A 23720-nucleotide genomic window follows, 5' to 3' on the forward strand; every position below is an offset into this window, starting at 1 on the left:
CCGTTTTCACCAAGGGAGGAATGACCATGAAACTTCTGCTTGCCGCCGCCACCGCTGCCCTGATGGCTTTGTCCATCGGCTCGGCCTTTGCCGCCGACCTTGCGCCGCTCAACTCCGATACCGAGAAGGACCGCATCGACTGGTCGCAGCTGGAAGCAAAGTTCGGCGCGTTCCCCAAATTGCCCGACGGCACCAAGGCCGGCGCCGTCTCCAAGACGCTGACCAACGAATACTGGCGCTCGCTGGGCGAGGGCTACAAGGCATTCGGCGACCGCGTCGGCGTGCCGGTCGTCTATCAGGCGGCGCAAAGCGAGGGCGACCAGCTCGGACAGCTAACCATCGCCGAGGGCTTGGTGACGCAGGGCTACAATGTGCTGCTCGTCTCGCCGCAGACCGACTCCAATCTGCAACCGATCATGGAACAGGCCAAGGCAGCCAATGTGCCGGTCGTCAACGTCAATGACGCCGTCATCCCGCAGGCCGAGCACTATGTCGGCAATGTCCAGCGCGACAATGGCGTGCGCGTCGCCAAATGGTTCATCAAGAACCGGCCGAATGGTGGCAAGGTCGCCATCGTCGAGGGCCAGGCCGGCGTCTATGCCGCTGTCCAGCGCACCGACGGCTTCAAGACCACCATCACCGAAGGAGGCAAGTTCGAGGTCGTCGCCAGCGTGCCCGGCAACTGGGACCGCCAGACCTCCTATGATGCGGCCACCAACATCCTGCAGCAGCACCCCGACCTGATCGGCTTCTACGCCAACAATGACGGCATGGCGCTGGGCATCGTCGAGGCGGTCAAGGCGGCCGGCCTGCAGGACAAGGTCGCCGTGTTCGGCACCGACGGCATCTCCGACGCCTATGCCTCGATCCGCGCCGGCGAATTGACCGGGACTGTCGACAGCTTCCCGGTGCTGACCGGCGAGGTGGCGCTGGAAACGGCGCTGCGTCTCGTCGCTGGGCAGAAGCTGCCGCGCGTCGTCGCCACGCCGCAGGCGCTGATCACCAAGGACAATGCCGACCGCTATTCCGGCCCCGATGCACGCAAGGCATTGCTCGAGGACGCGGCCGTCGGCCAGTAGCACAAAAGACAGGGCGAGGGCGGCGGGTGTCGGCAGAGCATTTTCGCTCGGCTGACACCTAGCCCGGAGAATGGAACCAATGTCACCGCGGCTGCAATTCGCAGGTATCTCCAAGCTGTTTCCTGCCGTGCGGGCCCTCGACGACGTGTCCTTCTCGGTTGGCGCCGGCGAGATCCATGGCCTGCTTGGCGAGAACGGCGCCGGCAAGTCGACGCTGCTGCGCATCCTGTCGGGGGTCTACCGGCCGACAGTGGGAAGCGTGCTGATCGACGGCCAGCCAGTGACGCTGACCAACCCGGTCGCGGCGCGCGCCGCCGGTGTCGCCATGATCCATCAGGAACTGCAGCAGGTGCCGCGCCTCAGCGTCGCCCAGAACATGTTTCTCGGCCATCCGCTGACCCGTGGCGGCATCTTTGTCGCCAGAGGCGAACAGGAACGCCGCGCCGCTGAAGCCCTTGCCGCCCTCGACCCATCTATCGATCCGGCAGCTCCGCTCGGCAGCCTGAAGGTGGCGCAGCGGCAGATTGTCGAGATCGCCCGCGCGCTGCTCGATCGCGCCAGGATCGTCGCCATGGACGAGCCGACATCGAGCCTGACGCCGAGCGAATTCGAGCGCCTGGCCGAGGTCATCGTCGGCCTTGCCCGCGACGGCGTTGCGGTCGTCTATGTCTCGCACAAACTGGACGAGGTGTTCGGCATCTGCAAGCGCGCCACCATCATGCGCGATGGTGCCGTGGTCGATTCCGTTGATCTCGCGCAAGTGTCGGAAAAATCCGTCGTCGCCATGATGGTCGGCCGCGAGCTTGCCCAGGAACAGCACCGTTCTCATGCGACCGGCGATGTCAGGCTCAGCGTGCGCGGGCTCGCCTCGGCGACCAAGGTGCACGGCGTGTCCTTGAACCTCAATCGCGGCGAGGTGCTGGGCATTGCCGGCCTGGTCGGCTCGGGCCGCACCGAGTTGCTGCGGCTCTTGGCCGGCGTCGACCGTGCGTCGTCCGGTACCATCGAGATCGACGGCAAGGCGGTCAGGTTTTCCAGCCCGCGCGACGCCATCGCCGCCGGCATCGGCTTGGTTCCGGAGGAGCGCAAGCGCGAAGGCATCGTGCCGTTGCGCTCCATCACCAGCAACATGGCGTTGGCCTCGATGGGCGTGTTCGCGCCGCGCGGCGTCATCGACCATCGCCGCCTGAAACGGGTGGCGGCCGAGAAGATGAAGCGGGTCAATCTCAGGCCGTTCCTGCTCGACCGGCCGATCCGCCTGTTCAGTGGCGGCAACCAGCAGAAGGCGATCATCGGCCGCTGGCTTGCGGCAGGGACCCGCATCCTTCTGTTCGACGAGCCGACGCGCGGCATCGATGTCGGCGCCAAGGCGGAGATCTACCACCTGATCGAGGAGCTCGCCGCCGAGGGCCATTCGGTTGTGATCGTGTCTTCCGAACTGCCCGAGGTGATCCGGCTTGCCGACCGCGTGCTGGTCATGCGCGACGGCACGATCGCTGCCGAGCTCGACCGGGCAAGTCTCAGCGAACAGGCGATCGCGGCGCATGCCATACCACGAACGCAAATGCAGGCCGGCAAAACCGGACCGCAGGCAAGGCAGTAGATGACGGACATATCGGAAAATACAGCAACGCGGCCCAAGGCGGATTTCCTGCACCGGTTTTCCATGCGAGATGCCGGCACGCTGATCGGCCTGATCGTCATCCTCGCCGTCTTCGGCGCGCTGGTGCCGGGCTTCTTCGCCGAGCGCAATTTGATCAACATCCTGCAGCAGTCGAGCATCAACGCTTGCCTGGCGCTGGGCATGACGCTGGTCATCATCTCCGGCGGCATCGACCTGTCCGTCGGGCCGACAGCTGCACTTTCGGCGGTCATCTCGGCCTCGATGCTGGTCGCGGGCGTGCCGTTTCCGCTCGCCATCGCCTCGGGCTTCGCCATCGGCCTTGCCTGCGGCCTGCTCAACGGCGTGCTCGTCGCCCATGTCGGCCTGCAACCCTTCATCGTCACGCTGGGAACGCTCAGCACCTACCGGGCGCTGGCGTTGATCTACACCGGCGGCAATCCGGTACTTGGCCTGCCTGCCGGCTTCCGCTCCATCTTCAACGGCTCGCTGTTCGGCCTGCCGCTGGCGGTCGTCATCGTCGCCGTCGTCGCGCTGGTCGCCTGGATCATCCTCAAGAAGACGCCTTTCGGCGAGTATCTGCTCGCCGTCGGCGGCAATGAGGAGGCCGCCTACATCGCCGGCGTACCGATCGCCCGCACCAAGATCGCCGCCTACATGATATCGGGACTTCTGGCGGCCCTTGCCGCGCAGATCCTGATCGGCCGGCTGGGGGCGGCCGAACCCATTCTCGGCAATCTCTGGGAGCTTGATGCGATTGCCGCCGCGGCGATAGGCGGCGCATCGCTGATGGGCGGCAAGGGCAGCGTCGTCGGCACCATTCTGGGCGCCGTCATCCTCGGCGCCATGCGCAACGGCCTGACGCTGATGAACGTCCAGTCCTTCTATCAGCTGCTTGCAACTGGCCTTATAATCCTCGCCGCGATGCTTATCGATCGCGTGACGAGGGGACGTGGATGACCTTGAGCAGCCTGGATCTGAAAGCCGTAGGACCGCGCATCCGCATGATGATGCCGCATCTCACCCCGCTGGAGGCGAAGGTGGTGGAGACCGTCTTCGGCCGGCGCGGCTTCGACGACACCATTCCGCTGAAGCAGATCGCCGAGGAGGCCGGCGTGTCGGAGGCGATGGTGGTCAAGATCGCCAAGAAGCTCGGCTTTTCCGGCTATCGCGACTTCCGCACCGCCGTCTACGAGTACAGCCGCCTGCCGACCGCCGAGATGCATCAGGAACTGTCGGCCGACGACAGCTCGGCCGAGATCGTGCAAAAAGTGTTCCGCACCTCGATCCAGGCGCTGGAGGAGACGCTGGCCATCCTCGACATGGAGGATTTCGACCGCGCCGCCGATCTGCTCTACAGGGCGAAGAACCGCGACTTCTACGGTGTCGGCGGTTCGGCTCAGATCGCCCGCGATGTGTCGCACAAGTTCCTGCGCATCGGAATCCGCGCCTCGATCTACGACGATTCCCACATGATGCTGATGTCGGCCTCGCTGCTCGGCGCCGACGACGTCGCCGTCGGCTTCTCGCATTCCGGCAACACGTCAGCCGTCATCGACGCCATCCAGCTTGCCAGGAAGAGCGGCGCCCGCACTTTAGCCATCACCAACTACGACAACTCGCCGCTGGCCCAGATTGCCGACATCGTGCTGTGCTCGACGGCGCAGGGCTCGCCGCTGATGGGCGAGAACGCGGCCGCGCGCATTGCCCAACTCAACATCCTCGACGCGCTGTTCGTCGCGGTCGCGCAGCGCGACTACCAGGCGGCGGAGCGCAATCTCGGCCGCACCATGTCGGCGGTGACATCGAAACGAAAAGACCGGGGCACATGACGCCGTCGACAACGCCGCTCGTCACCGTGTTCGGCAGCCTGCATTACGACATCATGGTCGACGCTCCCGACCGCCCGCGCAAGGGCGAGACGGTGACCGGCCATGCCTGGCACCCCAAATGTGGTGGCAAGGGCGGCAACCAGGCAGTGTCCGCGGCGCGGGCCGGCGTGCGCGCGGCGATGATCGGCGCCGTCGGCGACGACGATTTCGGCAAGGCGCTGCTCACCAATCTCGACCGCAACGGTGTCAACCGACGCTTCGTGCGGATCGAACCCGGCGCCGGCTCCGGCATGAGTGTCGCGATCTTTGACGCGAGCGGCGACTATGGCGCGGTGATCGTCTCGGGCAGCAATCTCACTCTGGGCGAACAGGACATCGCCGCCGCCCGCACAATGATCGCCGAAACCTCGGTGCTGTTATTGCAGAACGAGGTGCCGGAAGCCGCCAACATCGCCGCCGCCCGCGCCGTGAAATCATCCGGCGGCCGTATCGTGCTCAACGCCGCCCCGGTCCGCGAACTGTCGGGCGAATTGATCGCGCTGGTCGACATCGTCATCGTCAACGCCATCGAGGCGGAATTCCTGGCCGGTGTGCCGGTCGTCGACACGCTCGACGGCGCCGCCGAAGCGGCGCGCCGCCTGGTAGATGCCTACCCGGCCGCGATCGTCACCGCCGGCGGGGATGGGGTCGCCTATTGCGACCGAACGGGTCAGGTCCTCGCGCTGCCGGCCATTCCGGTGAAGGTCGTCAGCACTCACGGCGCCGGCGACGAATTCGTTGGAGCCTTTGCGGCGGCACTTGCGCGTGGTGAGCCGGTCGAGGCGGCGCTTGCGGCCGCCAACGACGCCGCAGCTAGGCTGGTGGCGACGCCGGAAGCGGAGCGGGTGAGATGGTACGTGAAATCAGGGATCTGATTGAATTCTTCAGGCCACATGTTCGCGACGCTGAGACACTCGATCGGCTGCGCAAGATGGTCGACGACCGCGGTTCCTGGTCGAAGGCGCATCACCTATTCGAGCACATCCGGCATAAGACGCTGCGTGCTGAGAGGGCCAAGGACAATCAAGCCATTGCGCAGTACATGTTCGAGGAGGCATGCGCAAAAGCTCTCTTCAATCTCACACGCGGTGCAGCACCGTTCGATGCTGACTCGCCATACTGGGTGGTGCCGAATGCTCTGGTTTGCGCACGCAGCCTTGGGCTCGATCAGATGGAGGTGGTGAACATCGTCACCACCGGCTGACGGCCCGAAGCGTCATTGGCCGCGGATCCTACCGATCGACCATCGACATGGTCTTTTCATTGTAGCGTGGCCCCGAAACCTTGTCCGGGGTCAGTGCCATGTCGAGCCCCAGCAGTTCGGTGGCGTCGAGCTTGATCGCGGCCGCAGCGACGTTCTCCTCCAGATAGGTCCTGCGCTTTGTTCCGGGAATCGGCACGATGTCGATGCCGAACTCGGGCCCCTTGTGCAGCAGCCAGGCGAGCGCGATCTGGCCGGGCTTGACCCCCTTGGTGCCAGCGATGTCGCGCACGGTTGAGGCCGCCGCGACATTGGCGTCGTAATTGGCGCCCTGGTAGCGCGGGTCGCCGCGCCGGAAATCGCCTTCCGGATAGTCTTCGGCGCGCTTGACGTCGCCGGCGAGGAAGCCGCGACCGAGCGGCGCGAACGGCACCAGGCCGATGCCGAGCTCCTTGAGCAGCGGCATGATCTCGGGCTCCAGGTTGCGCTCCCATAGCGAATACTCGCTCTGCACCGCCGACACCGGATGCACGGCGTGCGCGCGGCTTATGTTGGCCGCACCGGCTTCCGACAGGCCGAAGAAGCGCACCTTGCCCTCGGCGACCAGCTGGCCGACCGCGCCGGCCACATCCTCCATCGGCACATCGGGATCGACGCGGTGCTGGTAGAGCAGGTCGATATGGTCGGTGGCGAGCCGGCCGAGCGAGCCTTCCACCGCCTCGCGTATATGTTCGGGCCGGCTGTCGCGGTCGGTGCCGACCTGCTTGCCGTTCTCGATGCGGAAGCCGAATTTGGTGGCGATCGTCACATCGGCGCGCCGGCCCTTCAGCGCCCGGCCGAGCAATTCCTCATTGATGTAGGGGCCGTACACTTCCGCCGTATCGAGGAAGGTGCAGCCGAGCTCGATGGCACGGTGCAGCGTCGCGATCGACTCCGCCGCGTCGGCCGGCCCGTAGGACTGGCTCATGCCCATGCAGCCGAGTCCGATCGCCGATACCTGCAGCCCCTGGCTGCCGAGTTTGTGTGTGCCGAGGGTCATCTGCCTATCTCCGAAGAACAGTATCTCGGTGAAAACTATAGGGGCCGCCCGCCTGGCGTCCAGCCGGATGAGGGCGCGGCGAGGGTGGAGATCGCGCGTCGCAGCCTCGCAAATTGACTCAATCGACGCTCTCCGCCATCCTAATGGAGACCGCCCATGACGGTCGCATGCGAAGAGTGAGCCGATGGCCAGTCCCGTCACTGCCCAGAAATCCAAGCGCGCCGCGGTGCGCCAGGCGCTTGATCGCCACAAGGTCTATGTCACCGCGCAGAGCTTCTCCGGCGGCACCTATCAGGCGCGCGTGCTGGTCGACGGCGAAGCCTATTGGGTCGACGAGTTCCGGCTGAGCCAGCTGCAGCGGGGCTTGTCACCTGCCGAGCTCGAACTGACGCCGGCCACCGACGATTGAGCCGTCGGCGATTGAGCAGCCGTTGCATCCCGCCTAGCATGCCCGGATGACCACCCCGCCGAAACTGAGGGCCTATCGCGCCAAGCGCGAATTCACCAAAACGCCGGAGCCGGCGGGCGGGCTGCTTGCCGATGAGGGTAACCGCTTCGTCGTCCACAAGCATCACGCCACCGCCGACCACTATGACCTGCGCCTGCAGGTCGGCGATGTCCTGAAGAGCTGGGCGGTGCCGCGCGGTCCTTCGCTCAATCCGGCCGACAAGCGCCTGGCGATCGAGACCGAGGACCATCCGCTCGAGTATATCGACTTCGAGGGCGTCATCCCCGAAGGCGAATATGGCGGCGGGCCGATGATCGTCTGGGACACGGGCACCTGGGCGCCGATGGACGATGTCGAGAAGAGTTTTCGCACCGGCGCTTTCAAGTTCCGCCTCGCCGGCGACAAGCTGAATGGCGGCTGGATGCTGACCAGGCTGAAGCCAAAGCCTGGCGAGGATGAAGGCAAGAAAAACTGGCTGCTGTTCAAGGAGCGCGACCTTGCCGCCGACACCAGGCTCGACATCCTCAGCGAGCGGCCGGAAAGCGTCAAATCCGGCCGCCGCATCGAGGAACTGGTGGCGGCGCCAAAACCTGCGGCAAAACCTGCCAAGCCGCTTGTCCTCAAACCCGGCGCGCTGCCCGGCGCCGTGCAGGGGCCCGCGCCATCGCGCGTTGAGCCGCAATTGGCCACGCAGGTCGCAAAACCGCCGGGCAGCGACGACCCCGCCGAGCGCACCGGCGAAGCCTGGCTGCACGAGATCAAGTTCGATGGCTACCGCACCGCGGCGCATCTGGCGGACAGAGAGGTCAGGCTGATCACCCGTGGCGGCATCGATTGGACGAAGCGCTACGGCGACCTGCCGCACGCTTTCGCCAAACTGCCGTGTCGCGATGCCATTATCGACGGCGAGATTGTCGTGCTCGACGCCAAAGGCATCAGCCGCTTCGCCCTGCTGCAGGATGCGCTGGCCGAAGGCGCCGGCAACAAGCTGCATTTCTATGCCTTCGACCTGCTTTATCTGGACGGCTGGGATCTGAGGAAAGCACCGCTCATCAGGCGCAAGGCGCTGCTTGCGCAACTGCTCGCCGGCCTCGGCGCCAACTCCGCCATCCAGTTCTCCGACCATGTCGAAGGCGACGGGCAGGGGCTTTACGACCAGGTGACGGAGCTGGGATTGGAAGGCGTCGTCTCCAAGCGCGCCACCGCCACCTATCAGAGCGGCCGCACCAAGAGTTGGACCAAGGTCAAGGCGCTACAAAAGGACGATTTCATCATTGCCGGCTACACCACCTCCGACGCGGCCGAAGGTCTGGCCGCACTCGGCATGGCCGAATTCGAGGACGGCGAGCTGCACTATCGCGGCAAGGTCGGCACCGGCTTCGATGCCGAGACGGCACGAGAATTGCTCGCCCGGCTGGAGCCGCTCGCCGCAGGCGCCACGCCGCCGGAGGGCGTGCCGCGCGAGATCATGCGCGAGATGAACTGGGTGCGGCCGCTGCTGTCGGCCCGCATCCACTACGCCAACCGCACCGCCGACAATGCGTTGCGCCACGGTGTTTTCCGTGGCCTCAGGGATGTCGGCCTGTCTACGCCGGTCTCGGCCAAACGCAAGCGGCTGATTTCGGAGGCCGACCTCGCCACCATCTGGGTCACCAATCCCGAGCGGCGGCTGTTCGGCAAGACCGGGCCGACCAAGCTCGACATCGCTGTCTACTACGCGCTGGTCGGCGACTTCATGCTGCCGCACATCATCGGCCGCCCGGTCTCATTGGTGCGCTGCCCGACCGGCCTGCCAAAGGACTGTTTCTTCCAGCGCCACGCCTTCACAGGCATGCCGCCTTCAGTCGCAGTCTTCGAGTCGATCAATTCCGAGGGCGAGACCAAAACCTACCTGTCCGTGGAGGATGCAAAAGGCTATCTGGCGCTGGCTCAGTTCGGCGTCGTCGAATTCCACACCTGGGGCACGCACCGCACGAAGCTCGACAAGCCCGACCAGATCGTCTTCGACCTCGACCCGGGCGAGGGAATTGCCTGGCGCGAGGTGGTGGAGGCCGCTGTGCACATCAAGGGCGGATTGGAGGGGCTGGGGCTGGTGCCCTTCGCCAAGACGTCCGGCGGCAGCGGCATCCACATCACCGTGCCGGTGACCCAGAAGCAGAACTGGAAGAAACTGCACCAGGCAACCAGCGCCATCTCCAGCCATCTGGCGGCCACCGCGCCCGACACCTTCACCACCACCATGGGCAAGGAAAACCGCAAGCGGCGCATTTTCATCGACTACCACCGCAACGCCCGAGGCCACACCTCGGCCGCCCCATACTCGCTGCGCGCCCGCACCAATCTGCCGGCCTCGACACCGGTGAGCTGGGCGGATCTGGAAGCGATCGATGCGCCGCAGGATCTGAACTACGCGTCGCTGCCGGGCCTGCTGGCGACTTCAGGGGATCCCTGGGCCGAGATCGATGAGGCGGCAAGGGATTTGCCGGTGATGGCGGGGAAGTAGCCTACGCGTGAGTGCGGAGCGTTCTCGTCATTCGTCTAGATTCCAACTCCATCGACGGTCCGGACAATTTGAACTATTCTTCGCCTCAGGCCCCATCCGCCGGCAGCCCGACCCGCGCTAAAACATTTCGCTAGGGATTTGCCGGTATCTTGAGGCTCGATGTAGGATTTCCGCAGCCTCCTTCGTCCTTCGGACGAAGCGCTGCAAAAGTTGTCAGTGCATGGCCGCGTAGGAGTGTTTCATGGCGCCCAGGGCAAGTTGGAAAGGTTACCTCAAGCTCAGCCTCGTCAGCTGTCCGGTGCGGCTATACCCCGCCACCAGCGCGAGCGAACGCATCAGCTTCAACCAGCTGCATAAGAAGACGCACAACCGCATCAACATGAAGCCGGTCGACCCCGAGCTCGGCCTGGTCGAGCGCTCGGACCTGGTCAAGGGCTACGAATACGAGGACAAACAGTACATCATCATCGATGATACCGACCTCGACGCGGTCAGGATCGAATCCAACCACACGATGAACATCGAGGCCTTCGTCGACGAGGACGAGGTGGATGTCATCTACCAGGACGCGCCCTACTATCTGGCGCCGGACGGCGCCATGGCGGAAGAGACCTTCGCCGTGCTGCGCGAAGCCATGCGCAAGTCCGGCAAGCTGGCCATCGCCCGCCTTGTCCTGTCCAGCCGCGAGCGCGTTGTGACGATCGGCGCGCGCGAGAACGGCATGTTCGTCTGCACCTTGAGGAACCCGAACGAAGTGCGCGGAACGGCTGAATATTTCGGCAACATCCCGGCCGGCAAGCCGGATGCCGAAATGCTGCAGCTCGCCGAGGCGCTGATCAAGCAGAAGGAAACAACCTTCGATCCGAAGAACTACGAGGATCGCTACGAGATCGCGCTGATGGCGATGATCCGCGAGAAGCTGAAAGGCCACAAGCCGATCATCGCGGCGGCCCCCGAGCGCGGCAACGTCATCAACCTCATGGATGCGCTGAAGGCCAGCCTGTCGCAGCAGGCGAAGCCGCCGGCCAAATCGAAGAGCAAGGCCGATGACGAGGCGAAACCCGCCGCCAAGGCCAAGGCAGGCGCTGCCAAGGAAAACCCGTTGAAGGCCAACCTTCTGAAGGCCGTCGGCAAGAGCAAAGGGTGACGGCGCCTACTGGTATAGTTCCACCCGGCGCCGTCTTCGGCGTCGTCGGCGCGCTGGCGGCGTTTCCGCTCAGGCTCGCCGCGCGCGAGGTCGAGCGCCAGCAGGGCCAGTTGCGGCGCGGCGTCACCCGGCGCACGACCCATGTCGTGTTCGGCCGCGCGCTGCTCGCCAAGGCCGCGATCACCAAGAATGGTGACGCCGAGATCGAGCGCCGCGTTAACGCCGAGCGTGCCGCCGGCCGCGCGCTCACCAGCGAGAACGGTTTTTTGCGCCTGCTCGGCCTGATGAAGGCGCCGGAGGCGTCCGCGCTTTCTAGGCAGTCGCTCCTCGACCAGTCGCGGCTAAGCGCTACCGATCTCGACCTCCTCTCGCTCTTCGATGCCTTCGAACACGATGGGGAGCCCTATTCCTTCCGAGACCTCATCCTCGCCCGCAAATATGCCGGGCTGATATCGGGCGGCGCGTCCTGGGGCGCGATCGCGCGTTCGGTGCACCGCTCCGGCCCGGTCGCCTCGCTTACCGCCAAGTCGCTCAATGTCGGCTCGCAGCACGGACGCCCGGACGCGATCTATCTCGAGGACGGCCAAAGCGAGCTCGACGGCCAACTGCTGTTCGATCTCGGGTCGCCTGATGATGACACACTTGAGGAGCTGTTCGCCGAGGCCGAAGCGGCGGAAGATGAGGGCCGGCACGACGATGCGACGGCCCTCTACCAGCGTTGCCTCGCCATCGACCCGAGCGACGCCATCGCCGCCTTCAACCGCGCCAACTGCCTGCGCGGCGCCGGCCGCACAGCCGAGGCCGCGCACGACTATGCCCGCGCGATCAAGCTCGATCCCGGGTTCGTCGAAGCCTGGTTCAACCTCGCCGGCCTGATGAGCGACGAGGGCAGGGTGGCCTCAGCCAGACGGCATCTCGTCAAGGCCATAGCGCTCGACAAGACCTATGCCGATCCGGTGTTCAACCTGGCCCGGCTGGAATTCGACGCCGGCAATCTCGCCGAGGCCCGCCGGCTCTGGGCGCGCTATCTGGAGCTCGATGCCAGTTCCGAATGGGCGCGCATGGCCGCCAAGGGGATACAGTTTGTCGATCTGCAGCTGGCGCGGACGGCGGGGTGACGATGGTTGGCGAAGGCCGAGATGACGGCCAATCTCCCCCCTTGTGGGGGAGATGTCCGGCAGGACAGAGGGGGGCGCTGTCCCGCCGACCGATCGGCCCGTTTCAGAGCGTATTGTTCCGGGGAGATTTGACCGAAGGCCTGCGTTCCTTCGCGCCCCCCTCTGCCCTGCCGGGCATCTCCCCCACGAGGGGGGAGATCGGCGCCGTCACCGTCGCGCGAAGGGCCACCCAATGACCACCTTCCTCTTCGACGGCTTCGACACCGCCCCGGTCACCATCCTGCTCGCCCATGGCGCCGGTGCGTCGATGGATTCGCCCTCGATGACCGCCACCGCTAAGGCGCTCGCCACTGCCGGCTTCCAGGTTGCGCGCTTCGAATTCCACTACATGGCCGCCCGTCGCTACGGCCACCGAAAGCCGCCGCCGCGCGCCGAGACGGTGAACCCCGAATACGTCAAGGCGATCGCCGACCTTCGGGCCAGGGGCGTGACCGGTCCGCTCATCATCGGCGGCAAGTCGATGGGCGGGCGCGTCGCGTCGATGGTCGCGGACGAGATGTTTGAAAAAGGTGAGATCGCCGGGCTGGTCTGTCTCGGTTATCCCTTCCACCCACCGGGCAAGCCCGAACAACTGAGGACAAAGCATCTCACGGGTCTCAAGACGCCGACGCTGATTTTCCAGGGCTCGCGCGACGAATTCGGCACAAAGGACGAGGTGGCGACCTACGGTCTCTCCGACGCAATCGAGGTGATCTGGCTTGAGGACGGCGACCACGATCTGAAGCCACGCAAGGCGATCTCGGGGTTTTCGACGGGCGACCATCTGAAGACGGTGGCGGAGACGATAAAGGCCAAGCTGGCGTCTTCGTCATCCTAGGGCGAAGCAAGGAGCGAAGCGACGCGCGCAGACCCTAGGATCCATGCCGTGACGCTAAGGCGCTGCAACGGCTCAGAATTCTGCCCCGCCGTGTTCCACGGCGAGCGGAACGGCATGGATCCTCGGGTCAAGCCCGAGGATGACGAAGGGAAGAGCGTCCCCGGCAAATGAAACTGGCCTCCTTCAACATCAACAACATCAACAGCCGGCTGGATAACCTGCTGGCCTGGCTCGCCGCGGCAAGGCCCGACATCGTCTGCCTGCAGGAGCTGAAGGCGCGCGACACGCAGTTTCCGCGTTCGGCGCTTGCCGCGGCCGGCTATGGCGCGGTGTGGAAGGGCGAGCCGACCTGGAACGGCGTCGCCATTCTCGCGCGCGGTTCCGAACCGGTGCTGACCCGCGATGTCCTGCCGGGCGACGATGCAGACAAGCAGAGCCGCTACATCGAGGCGGCGGTCAGCGGCATCGTCATCGCCTGCCTCTATGCGCCAAACGGTAACCCGCAGCCCGGCCCGAAATTCCAGTACAAGCTGGCCTGGCACGACAGGCTGGAGGCGCATGCCGAGCAGCTCTTCGACACCGGCCTGCCGGTGGCGCTGGTTGGCGACTACAACATCGTGCCCGAGCCGCGCGACATCTACCCGACCCGGTCCTATGACGACAACGCGCTGGTGCAGCCGGAGAGCCGGGCGTCGTTCCAGCGGCTGCTCGACCAGGGCTGGCTCGACGCGCTGCGCAAGAAGCATCCGAAGGAGACGCTCTACACATTCTGGGATTATCGCCGCAACCGCTGGCCCCGCGACGCCGGCCTGCGGCTGGATCACATACTTTTATCGAAGAAGCTCGCCAACAAGCTCACAGCCGCCGGCATCGACCGCGCCGTGCGCGGGCAGGAAGGTGCCAGCGACCACGCCCCGGTGTGGGTGGAGGTGCGGTGAGGGAGACGCTCCCTTCTCCCACAACAGGGGAGAAGGGGAGGCGCTATCTGTCCAGCGGCCACATCCCAAGTTAGGTTGCGGGCAAAGCACCACCGGGGATTGCAACGATGCCTTGCCTATTCGCCAAATCCGACACGTCCCCGCCGAGAGGTGCCGGGCTTGCTTGACATCGGCCTGACCGCAATCCTCGTCACCTCTTGCGTTATCCTCACCGCCGCCGCGCTGCTTGTCTTGCTGCTGCGGCAGGCGCGTGAGCGCAAGATCGCCCGGCGCCGGGCCAATCCCGCCGGCGACTATGCGGTGCGCACGCGCTGGGCCCCCAGCACCACCAGCACGCTCAACTTCTCGTCCTTCGTCTATATGGACGTCGACGGCGACGGCAAGTACGGCCTTGCCGACCGGCCGATGGCCGGCATCATGGTGCGGCTGTTCGACGAGCGGGGCGTCTTCGTCAAGGCGGCGCGCAGCAACAATGGCGGCTTCGCCAACTTCACCATGTCGACGAAGCGGCGCCGGACCGCGCTCCGCGTGCCCGGCCTCTACCGGTTTTCGGTCTCCGTGCCGCCGGGCTGGCGCGCCAGTGGTGCCAACGAGAACCAGTCGATACGCTTGCACGCTGCGCCCGAATCCCTGGTCGGCCTCGCCGGCGATAGCCTGCCGACGCCGGTCGGCCTTGTACCCGGCCGCTACCTGGCGGGCAGGATGCCGGCGGCAGCGCAAGCGACGCTTTCGGTGATGGGTAAGGGCGAGGTTCTCGAAAGCCGAACACTGGCTCCTGGCTCGTCGTTTCGCGTCGATCTCGCAGGTGCGGCCGATGCGGTGGAGATCTCCGGCGGCGGCTTCGACCGGCGGCTGGCGCTGTCGGCCTATCCGACCGATCTCGGTCTGCTGTCGCCCGGCTCCGTCGCGCCGGACGCACCCCTGCGAACGATCGGCTTCGACGACGTCACCAGGCGCAGCCTGCGCAAGGTCCCCTGCGGCCATGCCGGGCTCGACTGGCGCAATCTCAACGCCATGTCGCGCGACAACACCAGGAACAGCGAGGGTTACGTCAACGGCAACGTTTCCGGCGATCACATCGCCTACACCAGCAGCGGCCATCCGGCCGAATTCGGCCGCGATCGCCCCTTCGGCTTTCACTCGGTGATGCTGACCGCCGCCTGGCTGGCCTGCGAGGGCGAGATTGCGCTGGTCGAAAGCTGGCTAGGGGAGGAATTGCTGCGCAGCGACGAGATCACGCTGTCTGCGCTGACGCCGCGCCACTATGCCCCGATGCTCGAAGCGGTGACGCGGGTCCGCCTGTCGACCAGGCACCATTGGCAGCTTGTCGTGGATGACCTGGTTCTGGTCCTCTGAGACCAAACCTGGTTCTGCTCCTCTGAGATCAATCAGGTTGGGTTCGAGAGCGCGCCGTTGGCCGTGATCGCCGAAAGCCTGTCCTTCTTGATAAGCGTCGGCTTCTCATAGAGCTTTTTCATGCCTGACCTCTCCAAAAATCCTGTGCCGGCAACATCGACTTGCCGTCGATCGCGGAAGGGCGCCTGGCCCGCCGAGATTATTGCGGCTCGATGACAGGGCCGGAAGCGCCGTTGACGGCGGTGATCGCGGAAAGCCTGCCCTTCTTGACAAGCGCTGGCTTCTCATAGGTCTTTTTCATGCCCAACTCCTCCAAGCGTTTATACAGTCAGGTTGCCATCTTCGCTCAATCAAGTGTGCCGAAATCAGCCTGCGGGCCCGATGGGGCCGGAAGCGCCGTTGGCGGCCGTAATCGCGGAAAGCCTGCCCTTTTTGACAAGCACCGGCTTCTCGTAGGTCTTTTTCATGCCTGGACTCTCTCCAAAAAAATCTCAAGCCGACAATCTAGGCTTGTCGCCTTCTGTCCACGCGCCAGTGCCGCGCCGCAATGCCCCGAAACTCAGACCGTTATGCTGTTCGCTGCGGCGAAACACCATTGGCGGCTTGTGCCGAATGACGACGTTGGCCGAAATCAGCCTGGTTCGATGACGGGGCCAGAGGCGCCGTTGCCTGCGGTGATCGCAGAAAGCCTGCTCTTTTTGACAAGCACCGGCTTCTCATAGGTCTTTTTCATGATCGAACTCTCCAGAATATCCCACGCGGATAATGTCAGACTCGTGTTTCCTGTCAACCATGCAGCCCGCTGTTGTCCTCTATTCTTGAAGAAGTCGGCATTTCTGCTCTCGTAGCCCGTGCGGAGTGGCGCGAAAGACACAGGCGGCAGCGGGTTACGCATTCGGATATTCGCGCGTCGGCAGCATAGATCTGTGGATTCGAAGATCTTTCCCGAAAGCTTCCCCGATCTTGCAATTTCCGGCACTTGGACCGGTTCAGCTTTTGATCGAATTGATTGAATCGCCGACCCGCTCTAACTATTTGTTTTTACGCAATTCCGGACGGAAACCGCTACGCGCCTTTCCTGGAATTGCCCTAGCCTTCGCGACGAGCTCGGCTAGGATGTTGATGTCGCTTTCTTCCCGCGGGGGGAGACTGGCGCCGCTGCGGGGGGAACCGATGAACAGGTCTGTCGACAGGCTGCTGGCGTTTCTTGTGCTGGCCGTTGCCCTGGCCTGCCTGGCGCATGCGTACCTGCTGCCGGGCACTTTCGCGTTGAGCCGCTTGGCGCATCCGCTGGCGGATGCGGCGTCCCTGCGGCTCGCGGCATTCCTGGCGGCAGCGCTGGTCTGCGCGCTCGGTGCGCTGCTGTTCTGGCAAGGCCTGTTGCCGGGCCGGCCAGGCCACCTCCGCGGCGCGCCGCTGTTCGGCCGCACTGCGGAAGTGCAGGTTTCGGGCAGGCCGCGCCTGCGCCTGGTTTTCCTTGCCCTGCCGATGCTCGCCGTGCTGGCACTGCTGGCCGACCAGTTCGGTCCATGGCGGACGGGCGGGGAGGTGCCCGCCGAGCCGAAGGGTCAGGATGTAGCCGATGCTCCGCCGCCGGCGCCGGCGGCCCCATCGCCCGTCACGCCGGCTCCGGCGCCAGTCGCTCCAGCACCAGTCACTCCGCCACCAGAGCAGGTCGTCAAGACACCGCCTCCAGCCGAGCCGGCGCCGGTGACGCCGCCAGCTCTTGCGCCGGCCCCGGAAGAACCGCCAAAGACGGCACTGGCACCTGCACCGCCGCAGGCTGTCCCGCCGCCACAGACCGTGGCGCCGCCGCCACCATCCGCGCCGCCGCAACCCACCCAGCCCGACGGCCATCGCGACGCCGTGGTCTGGCTCGCGGTGTCGGCCGACGGGCACGAGATCATGAGCGCCAGCACCGACCGCATGATCAAGCTCTGGGACATCGACGGCAAGCGGCTGGTCCGCGATCTCGGCGTCCACAAGGACATGGCACGCACGGCGTTGTTCATGCCCGACGGCAAGCGGGCACTGACAGCCGGCGACGACGGCGAGATCGTGCTGCGCCAACTTTCGGATGGCGCGGTGCTGCACGTCTTTTCCTCAGGGACGAATGGTGGCGTCAGAAACCTGGCGATCAGCCCGGACGGCAGACTGGCCGTCAGCGGCCACGACACCGGCAGCGTCATCGTCTGGGGTATCGACAAGGGCAGCGTGCTGCATGTGCTGCCGGGCCACGACTGGTCCGTCAGCGCCGTCGCCGTCTCGCCTGACGGCACGCGCGCCATCTCGGGCAGCATCGACGGCGAGTTGAAGCTCTGGGACATCGTTGCAGGCAAGCAATTGCGCAGTTGGCACGGCCACGAGCAGGGCACCTATGGCGCCGTCTTCACCGCCGACGGCCGCCATGCGGTGACCGGCAGCGGCGACCACACGATCAAGCTCTGGGATTTCGACACCTTCAAGGAAGTGCGCCGCTTCGAGGGCCATTCCGGCACCGTCTACGAAATCGCGCTGTCCTCCGACGGCAAGCGGCTGGCCTCGGTCTCGCTCGACGGCACGGCACGGCTGTGGAACATGGACACCGGCGACCAGATTGCCGAGTTCGACCCAGGCACCGGGCCGCTTTATTCGGTCGCCTTCGCCGCCGACGGCACACTGCTCACCGGCGGCTACGACCGCACGATCCGGGACTGGCCAGGGGCCGGCGGCGACGGTGAGATCCTTTTCGCCGGCGCGCCGGAGTGAGCGGCTTGTGAACGATACGGCAGAGTTCAGATATTTTGTTTTGCAACAGATTGACCCGACAACCGGCTCGCCGGTTGTCGAAGCTCGAGTTCACATCCCCGATCTGGAGAAGATTCGCACGGTTCTCGAATGCGACAATGACACACCGTTGTCGGGTTCATGGAAATTGGACGCGGGAGATCTCCAAAGGCTGGGCGCGATATGCAATCCGCCTTGCGAGCCCGACCCGAGGTTCAATCGCATCGTGCCCTGGCATGCAATCCGTGAGGTCCCGTATCTCATTCATACGAATTTCGAGCTGCCGCTGATGCTGGATGGTCGCAAGCCGCTGGCGGTATTTTATGACGCCTATCCGGCGCAATGGCTGTCCGAAACCCTTGGCCGCTTCGATCCTTTTGTTCGATCCGGCCGGCTCGCCCATCGCCTCATCGATACGCCGTTCACCGAGGCCGAGCGGGCTCGCTTCCCTGGTTTCCAGGGATGGAGACGCGCGTTCTTTTCCCTTCCCGGAGAAGAGTGGCGCATAGACGCATTTCTGCTCTTGTCGAAAGTCTCCGCCCAAACAGGTTGGAGCGAGGCTCTCGAAAGAATGGAGGGCTTGCTTCTCGGCTACGAAGATTGGCAGAACGACTGGTGGATCGAACGCAAGGGGCAGTTGCGGAAAGCCCTTTGATGCTTCGTGTGCAGCTATCCTCGGGTGCGTTTCCAAATGACCAACCTTCACCTCGTCGAAGCCTCGATCGCCGGCCTGCGCCGTGCGCTGGAAGAGGGCACCGTCACCAGCGTCGAGCTGGTCGGCGCCTATCTGAGACGCATTGCGCACTACGATCGCCACGGCATCGCGCTCAATGCCGTGCCTGTCCTCAACCCTGCAATGTTCGAGGAGGCCGCCGCGTCCGACCGCCGCCGCCGCGAGGGCATCACGCTAGGCCCCCTGGACGGCATCCCCTACACCGCCAAGGACAGCTACAAGGTCAGCGGCCTGACGGTGGCCGCTGGTTCACCGGCCTTCGAGCATCTCGTCGCCAGTGAGGATGCCTTCACAATCGCGCGCCTGCGCGCCGGCGGCGCTGTGCTGATCGGGCTGACCAACATGCCGCCGATGGCCAATGGCGGCATGCAGCGCGGCGTCTATGGCCGCGCCGAAAGCCCCTACAATGGCGACTACCTGACGGCGGCCTTCGCCTCCGGCTCATCCAACGGTTCCGGCACGGCGACCGCGGCGAGCTTCGCCGCTTTCGGGCTCGGCGAGGAGACATGGTCGTCCGGCCGGGCGCCGGCCTCCAACAACGCGCTGGTCGCCTACACGCCGTCGCGCGGCGTCATTTCGGTGCGCGGCAACTGGCCCTTGGTGCCGACCATGGACGTGGTGGTGCCGCACACCCGCTCGGTGCCTGACATGGTGGAACTGCTCGACGTGATCGTCGCCGACGACGCGGAGACGCGCGGTGATTTCTGGCGCGCGCAGCCCTGGGTGGCGCTGCCGAAGACCGGTGATATGCGGCCGCGAAGTTACACCGCGCTCGGACTGGAAGGCGCGCTGAGCGGCAAGCGGCTCGGCGTGCCACGCATGTATATTGGCCGCGACACGAAAGCCGCCAAGCCAATCGAAACCCGCGCTTCGGTGCTCGACCTGTGGCAGCAGGCGGCTGCGGATCTGAAACGGCTCGGCGCCGAAGTGGTGGACGTCGATTTTCCTGTCGTCTCCAACTACGAGCGCGACCGCCCGGATGCGAAAACCATGGTCGAGCGCGGGCTGGTGCCGCAAGAGTTCGCCGAGCGCGAGATCTGGGATCTCTGCATCTTTGCCTGGGACGACTTTTTGCGCGCCAATGCTGATCCGGCCATTCCCGATCTTGCCTCGGTCGACGGCCCGAAGATCTTCCCGCAGCCGCCGGGCACGCTGCCAGATAGCTATGGCGAGGACGGTTTCGATCTGGCGGAGTATGTCGGGCGGGCGAAGCTGGGCGTCACGCCCTTCGGCGACATCCCGACGCTGGAAGCGGGCGTGAAGGGGCTGGAGGCGACGCGGCGGATCGACTTCGAGGATTGGCTCGACCAGCAAGGTCTCGATGCCGTGGTGCTGCCGGCCGTCGCCGATGTCGGGCCGGCCGATGCCGATATCGACGAGGCCTCGGCAGCCCTTGCCTGGCGCAACGGCACCTGGGTCGCCAACGGCAATCTGGTCTGGCGACATCTGGGCATCCCGACCGTCACCGTGCCGATGGGCACGATGGCCGATATCGGCATGCCGGTCGGCTTAACCTTCGCCGGCAGGGCTTACAGCGATGTGGAGTTGCTTCGCATGGCCGGCGACTTCGAGCGCTCAGCCGCCCGCCGCACAAGCCCGCCGCGCACGCCGGAATTGCCGGACGACGTGTTTGCCACAGTGATGGATGCCGGCCGGGCAGGCGGGGTCGCCGCCGCCGGCCGATCCGCACCGCTCGCCATTTCGCTCGCCGCCGAGACGGTCGATGCCGGCGGTAATGACGAAATCGTCATCGCGCTGGACATCGATGTCGGCGCAGCCGGCGATGCCGTTGAACTGGAAGCCGCGAACGTCAAGGTGCACATCAATGGCGAGCCGGTGACGATGCAGCGAGACGGAGCACGCTACAGCGGGCGTGCCCTGGTCCCGGTGGCGACCCATCAAGGCTTCCACAGCGTCTGGCGCAGCGCCTATGGTTCGATCGCCACAGCAATCGTGCGTCTGGCTGACGGCCGTACCGCCGGCGCCTATGCGGTGACCGGCGGGATCGGGTGAGGCGCGGAAGCTGCGATCTCCCCCACAAGGGGGGAGATTGGCTGCTTCAGCGTCGCCCCTATCCTTGACCCTCCCACCACCCACGCTATCTTCGCGCCCATGTCAGAACCCAGCCTCGCGCCCCTCATCGTCATCGACCTCCAGACCGGCATGTTCGACGGCCGCTGCGAGCCGCCGATCCATGATGCCGAGGGCATGGTTGCCCGCGCCCGTGCGCTGATCGACTGGGCGAGGCGGAGCGGGCGCAAGGTGGCCTTTGTCAGGCATGATGGGCCGGCGGGCGATCCGCTGGCGCCGGGCGAGCCGGGCTGGCCGGTGTGGCCGGCGCTCGGCCAGGCCGGGGACGAACCGACCTTTGCCAAGAGCGTGCGCAATGCTTTCAGCAATTCAGCCCTTGGCCAATGGGTGGCCGGGCAAGGCGCCGGCGAGGTCGTGCTAGCCGGCGCGCAGACCGATTTTTGCATTGCCGCGACGGTGGAGGGTGCCTTTGCCGAAGGGCTCGGCGTCACCGTGGTTTCCGACGCCCACTCGACACTGGACACGCCTGGCGAGACCGCCGTCGAGATCATTGCTCGCCACAACGCGGCCTTCACGGAGGCCGGCGTCACGCTGGTGACGACGAAGGCGCTGACCGGAAGCTGAGGCCAAACCGAGGAGGCCACCTTGCCACACCTGACCTTGCCGGCCGAAGGCGGATGCCGTTGCGGGCGCGTGCGGCTGAAAATCTCCGCGCCGCCCTTGCTCACCATGGCCTGCCATTGCACCGGCTGCCAGTCGATGTCGGCCAGCGCCTATTCGCTGAGCGCCGCCATTCCGAGCGACGGGTTCGAAGTCACCGAGGGCGAACCGGTGATCGGCGGCCTGCATGGCGCCTCGCGGCATTTCTTCTGTCCGCACTGCATGAGCTGGATGTTCACGCGGCCGGAAGGGCTCGACTGGTTCGTCAATTTGCGCCCGACCATGCTCGACGACCCAGGCTGGTTCACGCCCTTCGTCGAGACCTGGACCAGCGAGAAGCTGCCCTGGGCGACGACGCCGGCCGTGCACGGCTATGCGGCATTGCCGGCGATGGAGGAATATGAGGCGCTGACGGCCGAGTTCGCTCAAGATTTTGTGACGGGCGGCTCCGCCGGCTGATCGCTTTTTGGTCGCGCCGGTGCCGACGGAGCAGGGGTGGTTGCCACCACATATTGCGTGATGGGGCGCGGGCTTGCCGTGGTCGACGCGGCTGCGGGGGCGCATGTTGGGGTGTGCTCGAAGCGCGCGTCGACCAGGGCGGCTCGTACCGCCGCAAAATCAGCATCGCACATCGCCGGTTCGCCGAAACTTCCGCGAAAGCGGAATATGCGGGCGCTAAAGAACGGATTCGGCGCAAACACTTTCTCTCCTTTCCCGCATTGACCTCCTTCGAACGAGCGGCGACGACTGGCGCTTCAACCGATGGACGGCGCCCTTGACCGAGCAGACGATTTTCCTGAACGCAAGACTGGCCGATGGCGCGCTGGTCGATCTCACCGTCACCGACGGGCGCTTCAGCGCCATCACCCCGGCAGCCGGGCGGACGCAAGCAACCACCACCGCCACCATCGACCTCGGTGGGCAGCTCGTCGTGCCCGGTTTCGTCGAGGGCCACATCCATCTCGACACCTCCTTTTACGGCGACGCCTGGCGTCCGCACATCCCGTGCACCGACGGTTTCGACGTGCGCGAGCGCGTCGCCTTCCAGGCACAAAACCTCGCCGCCGCCGCGCCGATGGCGGAACGCGCGAAAAGCCAGCTCGAGCTCTGCATCGGCAACGGCAGCCTTGCCATGCGCAGCCATGTCATGGTCGATGGCTCGGTCGGCCTGAAGCACCTCGAAACAATCCTTGCCGTGCGCGAGGCCTATCGCGACCTGATCGACATCCAGCTCGTCGCCTTCCCGCAAAGCGGTATTTTGTCTTCGCCCGGCACGCCGGAACTGCTCGACGAGGCGCTCAGGCTGGGCTGCGACCTGATCGGCGGGCTCGACCCAGCCAGCTTCGATCGCGACGTATGGGGCCATCTCGACGTGGTGTTCGGCCTCGCGCATAAGCACGGCGTCGGCGTCGATATCCATCTGCACGATGGCGGCAGCCTCGGTCTGTTTCAGATCGAGGAGATTGCACATCGGACAAAGGCACTCGGCATGGCCGGCCACGTCGCGGTCAGCCATGCCTATGCGCTGGGCGACATTCCCGCCGATGCGCTCAACAAGGCCGGCGCGATGCTCGCTACCGCAGGTGTTTCGATCATGACCAACGCCCCGGGCAACCACGCCTTTCCGCCGGTCGCGGCCCTACGGCAGGCCGGCGTCACCGTGTTCGGCGGCTCCGACAACATCCGCGATTCCTGGTGGCCCTATGGCGACGGCGACATGCTCTCGCGCGCCAATCTGATCGGCTACCGCTCCGGCTTCTACGAGGACCGGGAACTGGCGGCAGCCTTCGACGTGGTGACCTATGCCGGCGCCAAAGCGCTGCGGCTTGAAGGCTACGGCATCGCGGTCGGCGCCGCCGCCGACTTCGTCGCCATGCGGGCGGAGCATGTGCCTGAGGCGGTCGTCGCCGTGCCGAGAGAGCGCACCGTGCACCGGCGGGGCAGGCTGGTCGCGCAGGATGGGAAGATGGCGGGCTGACACCGGGTGCGTCAGCGAAAATCGTGCGATCGTCAGCCCCTGGCGACGGCAGGCCACCGCCGCCGCACCTGCCCCAACCCTAGCGGCCTGCCGTCTTCGGCAGGTACGCTGCCGGAGCGCAAGAAGTTGCAAGGAAGTTGGCTGGTGCCGCCTTGGGCGGATAGACAAAGGGCCTGACACCGGGGGTAGTGTGGCGCCAGGCCCTTGCCGTCGGGTTCGACAGCGACAATGCGCCTGTGCCGGCTGGTGTCGCAAGGCGGACCATGGTCTGCACCAAAGGTCGCTGTGATCGCGGACTTGAGGCTATCGCTCCGGGCTTCTGCGCGGCTGGGAACAGGGCTGCGAGCTTCGGCG

General features: G+C 65.5%; 24 protein-coding genes. 19 read left to right on the forward strand and 5 right to left on the reverse strand.

The features are described 5' to 3' along the window. The first annotated feature begins 26 nt into the window (after positions 1–26). The 6 genes from A6B35_RS15050 to A6B35_RS15075 all read left to right on the forward strand — a co-directional run bounded on the left by A6B35_RS15050 (position 27) and on the right by A6B35_RS15075 (position 5775). Positions 27–1079: a sugar ABC transporter substrate-binding protein gene (locus A6B35_RS15050; protein WP_006206470.1), complete on the forward strand. Its 1053-nt coding sequence runs from the start codon at positions 27–29 to the stop codon at positions 1077–1079. A 79-nt stretch (positions 1080–1158) separates the two neighbouring features. Continuing rightward, entirely contained in the window at positions 1159–2682 is a 1524-nt protein-coding gene (locus A6B35_RS15055; protein WP_006206469.1) for a sugar ABC transporter ATP-binding protein, read from the forward strand. Continuing rightward, positions 2683–3660 carry an ABC transporter permease gene (locus A6B35_RS15060; protein ID WP_006206468.1) on the forward strand — a complete coding sequence of 326 codons (978 nt, stop codon included), beginning with the start codon at positions 2683–2685 and terminating at the stop codon, positions 3658–3660. Then, complete coding sequence (locus tag A6B35_RS15065; protein WP_006206467.1) at positions 3657–4532, forward strand: MurR/RpiR family transcriptional regulator; 876 nt, start codon at positions 3657–3659, stop codon at positions 4530–4532. The genes A6B35_RS15060 and A6B35_RS15065 overlap by 4 nt, the downstream gene beginning before the upstream one ends. Next, the gene (locus A6B35_RS15070) at positions 4529–5446 is read left to right on the forward strand and encodes a ribokinase (RefSeq protein ID WP_006206466.1); all 918 of its coding nucleotides are present in this window, start codon (positions 4529–4531) and stop codon (positions 5444–5446) included. Before A6B35_RS15065 ends, A6B35_RS15070 begins: the two co-directional genes overlap by 4 nt. Then, complete coding sequence (locus A6B35_RS15075; protein WP_006206465.1) at positions 5422–5775, forward strand: hypothetical protein; 354 nt, start codon at positions 5422–5424, stop codon at positions 5773–5775. The genes A6B35_RS15070 and A6B35_RS15075 overlap by 25 nt, the downstream gene beginning before the upstream one ends. Before the next feature lie 28 nt (positions 5776–5803). Here A6B35_RS15075 and A6B35_RS15080 read toward each other — a convergent pair whose 3' ends face one another. After that, on the reverse strand, positions 5804–6811 hold the full coding sequence (locus tag A6B35_RS15080) for an aldo/keto reductase (protein ID WP_006206464.1): 1008 nt from the start codon (positions 6809–6811) through the stop codon (positions 5804–5806). A gap of 184 nt (positions 6812–6995) precedes the next feature. Here A6B35_RS15080 and A6B35_RS15085 point away from each other — a divergent pair, with 184 nt between their 5' ends. The 7 genes from A6B35_RS15085 (at position 6996) to A6B35_RS15115 (ending at position 15198) form a co-directional block, all read left to right on the forward strand. Next, complete coding sequence (locus tag A6B35_RS15085; RefSeq protein WP_006206463.1) at positions 6996–7220, forward strand: hypothetical protein; 225 nt, start codon at positions 6996–6998, stop codon at positions 7218–7220. Positions 7221–7266: 46 nt separating this feature from the next. After that, positions 7267–9762, forward strand: coding sequence for a DNA ligase D (gene ligD, locus A6B35_RS15090; RefSeq protein WP_006206462.1), 2496 nt, complete (start codon positions 7267–7269; stop codon positions 9760–9762). Between the two features lie 241 nt (positions 9763–10003). Continuing rightward, positions 10004–10909, forward strand: a complete 906-nt coding sequence (gene ku, locus A6B35_RS15095) for a non-homologous end joining protein Ku (protein ID WP_006206461.1) — start codon at positions 10004–10006, stop codon at positions 10907–10909. A gap of 14 nt (positions 10910–10923) precedes the next feature. Continuing rightward, positions 10924–12027, forward strand: coding sequence for a tetratricopeptide repeat protein (locus A6B35_RS15100; protein ID WP_425277684.1), 1104 nt, complete (start codon positions 10924–10926; stop codon positions 12025–12027). 232 nt (positions 12028–12259) lie between these two features. Further along, positions 12260–12904 carry an alpha/beta hydrolase family protein gene (locus A6B35_RS15105; RefSeq protein ID WP_006205627.1) on the forward strand — a complete coding sequence of 215 codons (645 nt, stop codon included), beginning with the start codon at positions 12260–12262 and terminating at the stop codon, positions 12902–12904. Positions 12905–13071: 167 nt separating this feature from the next. Continuing rightward, positions 13072–13842 (forward strand): exodeoxyribonuclease III, encoded by a 771-nt coding sequence (locus A6B35_RS15110; protein ID WP_006205628.1) that lies wholly within the window; start codon positions 13072–13074, stop codon positions 13840–13842. 150 nt (positions 13843–13992) lie between these two features. Next, positions 13993–15198 carry a hypothetical protein gene (locus A6B35_RS15115; RefSeq protein WP_244426072.1) on the forward strand — a complete coding sequence of 402 codons (1206 nt, stop codon included), beginning with the start codon at positions 13993–13995 and terminating at the stop codon, positions 15196–15198. Between the two features lie 32 nt (positions 15199–15230). Here A6B35_RS15115 and A6B35_RS34475 read toward each other — a convergent pair whose 3' ends face one another. The 4 genes from A6B35_RS34475 to A6B35_RS34490 all read right to left on the reverse strand — a co-directional run bounded on the left by A6B35_RS34475 (position 15231) and on the right by A6B35_RS34490 (position 15931). Continuing rightward, positions 15231–15320, reverse strand: coding sequence for a hypothetical protein (locus tag A6B35_RS34475; RefSeq protein WP_081482272.1), 90 nt, complete (start codon positions 15318–15320; stop codon positions 15231–15233). 77 nt (positions 15321–15397) lie between these two features. Continuing rightward, complete coding sequence (locus tag A6B35_RS34480; protein WP_006205630.1) at positions 15398–15499, reverse strand: lasso RiPP family leader peptide-containing protein; 102 nt, start codon at positions 15497–15499, stop codon at positions 15398–15400. 64 nt (positions 15500–15563) lie between these two features. Beyond that, the gene (locus A6B35_RS34485) at positions 15564–15665 is read right to left on the reverse strand and encodes a lasso RiPP family leader peptide-containing protein (protein WP_006205631.1); all 102 of its coding nucleotides are present in this window, start codon (positions 15663–15665) and stop codon (positions 15564–15566) included. A gap of 164 nt (positions 15666–15829) precedes the next feature. Next, the gene (locus A6B35_RS34490; RefSeq protein ID WP_006205632.1) at positions 15830–15931 is read right to left on the reverse strand and encodes a hypothetical protein; all 102 of its coding nucleotides are present in this window, start codon (positions 15929–15931) and stop codon (positions 15830–15832) included. Positions 15932–16371: 440 nt separating this feature from the next. Between A6B35_RS34490 and A6B35_RS15120 the strand changes: the two genes are divergently transcribed. The 6 genes from A6B35_RS15120 (at position 16372) to A6B35_RS15145 (ending at position 23366) form a co-directional block, all read left to right on the forward strand. Beyond that, positions 16372–17946, forward strand: coding sequence for a WD40 repeat domain-containing protein (locus tag A6B35_RS15120; RefSeq protein WP_006205633.1), 1575 nt, complete (start codon positions 16372–16374; stop codon positions 17944–17946). A 7-nt stretch (positions 17947–17953) separates the two neighbouring features. Then, positions 17954–18619 (forward strand): hypothetical protein, encoded by a 666-nt coding sequence (locus A6B35_RS15125; protein ID WP_006205634.1) that lies wholly within the window; start codon positions 17954–17956, stop codon positions 18617–18619. Positions 18620–18655: 36 nt separating this feature from the next. Then, positions 18656–20710: an amidase gene (locus tag A6B35_RS15130; protein WP_006205635.1), complete on the forward strand. Its 2055-nt coding sequence runs from the start codon at positions 18656–18658 to the stop codon at positions 20708–20710. A gap of 99 nt (positions 20711–20809) precedes the next feature. Beyond that, entirely contained in the window at positions 20810–21352 is a 543-nt protein-coding gene (locus A6B35_RS15135) for a cysteine hydrolase family protein (protein WP_006205636.1), read from the forward strand. A 21-nt stretch (positions 21353–21373) separates the two neighbouring features. After that, positions 21374–21847, forward strand: a complete 474-nt coding sequence (locus A6B35_RS15140) for a GFA family protein (RefSeq protein ID WP_006205637.1) — start codon at positions 21374–21376, stop codon at positions 21845–21847. Between the two features lie 316 nt (positions 21848–22163). After that, complete coding sequence (locus A6B35_RS15145; RefSeq protein WP_006205638.1) at positions 22164–23366, forward strand: amidohydrolase family protein; 1203 nt, start codon at positions 22164–22166, stop codon at positions 23364–23366. Positions 23367–23720 lie beyond the last annotated feature (354 nt).

Origin of the sequence: Mesorhizobium amorphae CCNWGS0123 (assembly GCF_001686985.1) — a bacterium.
Taxonomy (GTDB): Bacteria; Pseudomonadota; Alphaproteobacteria; order Rhizobiales; family Rhizobiaceae; genus Mesorhizobium; species Mesorhizobium amorphae.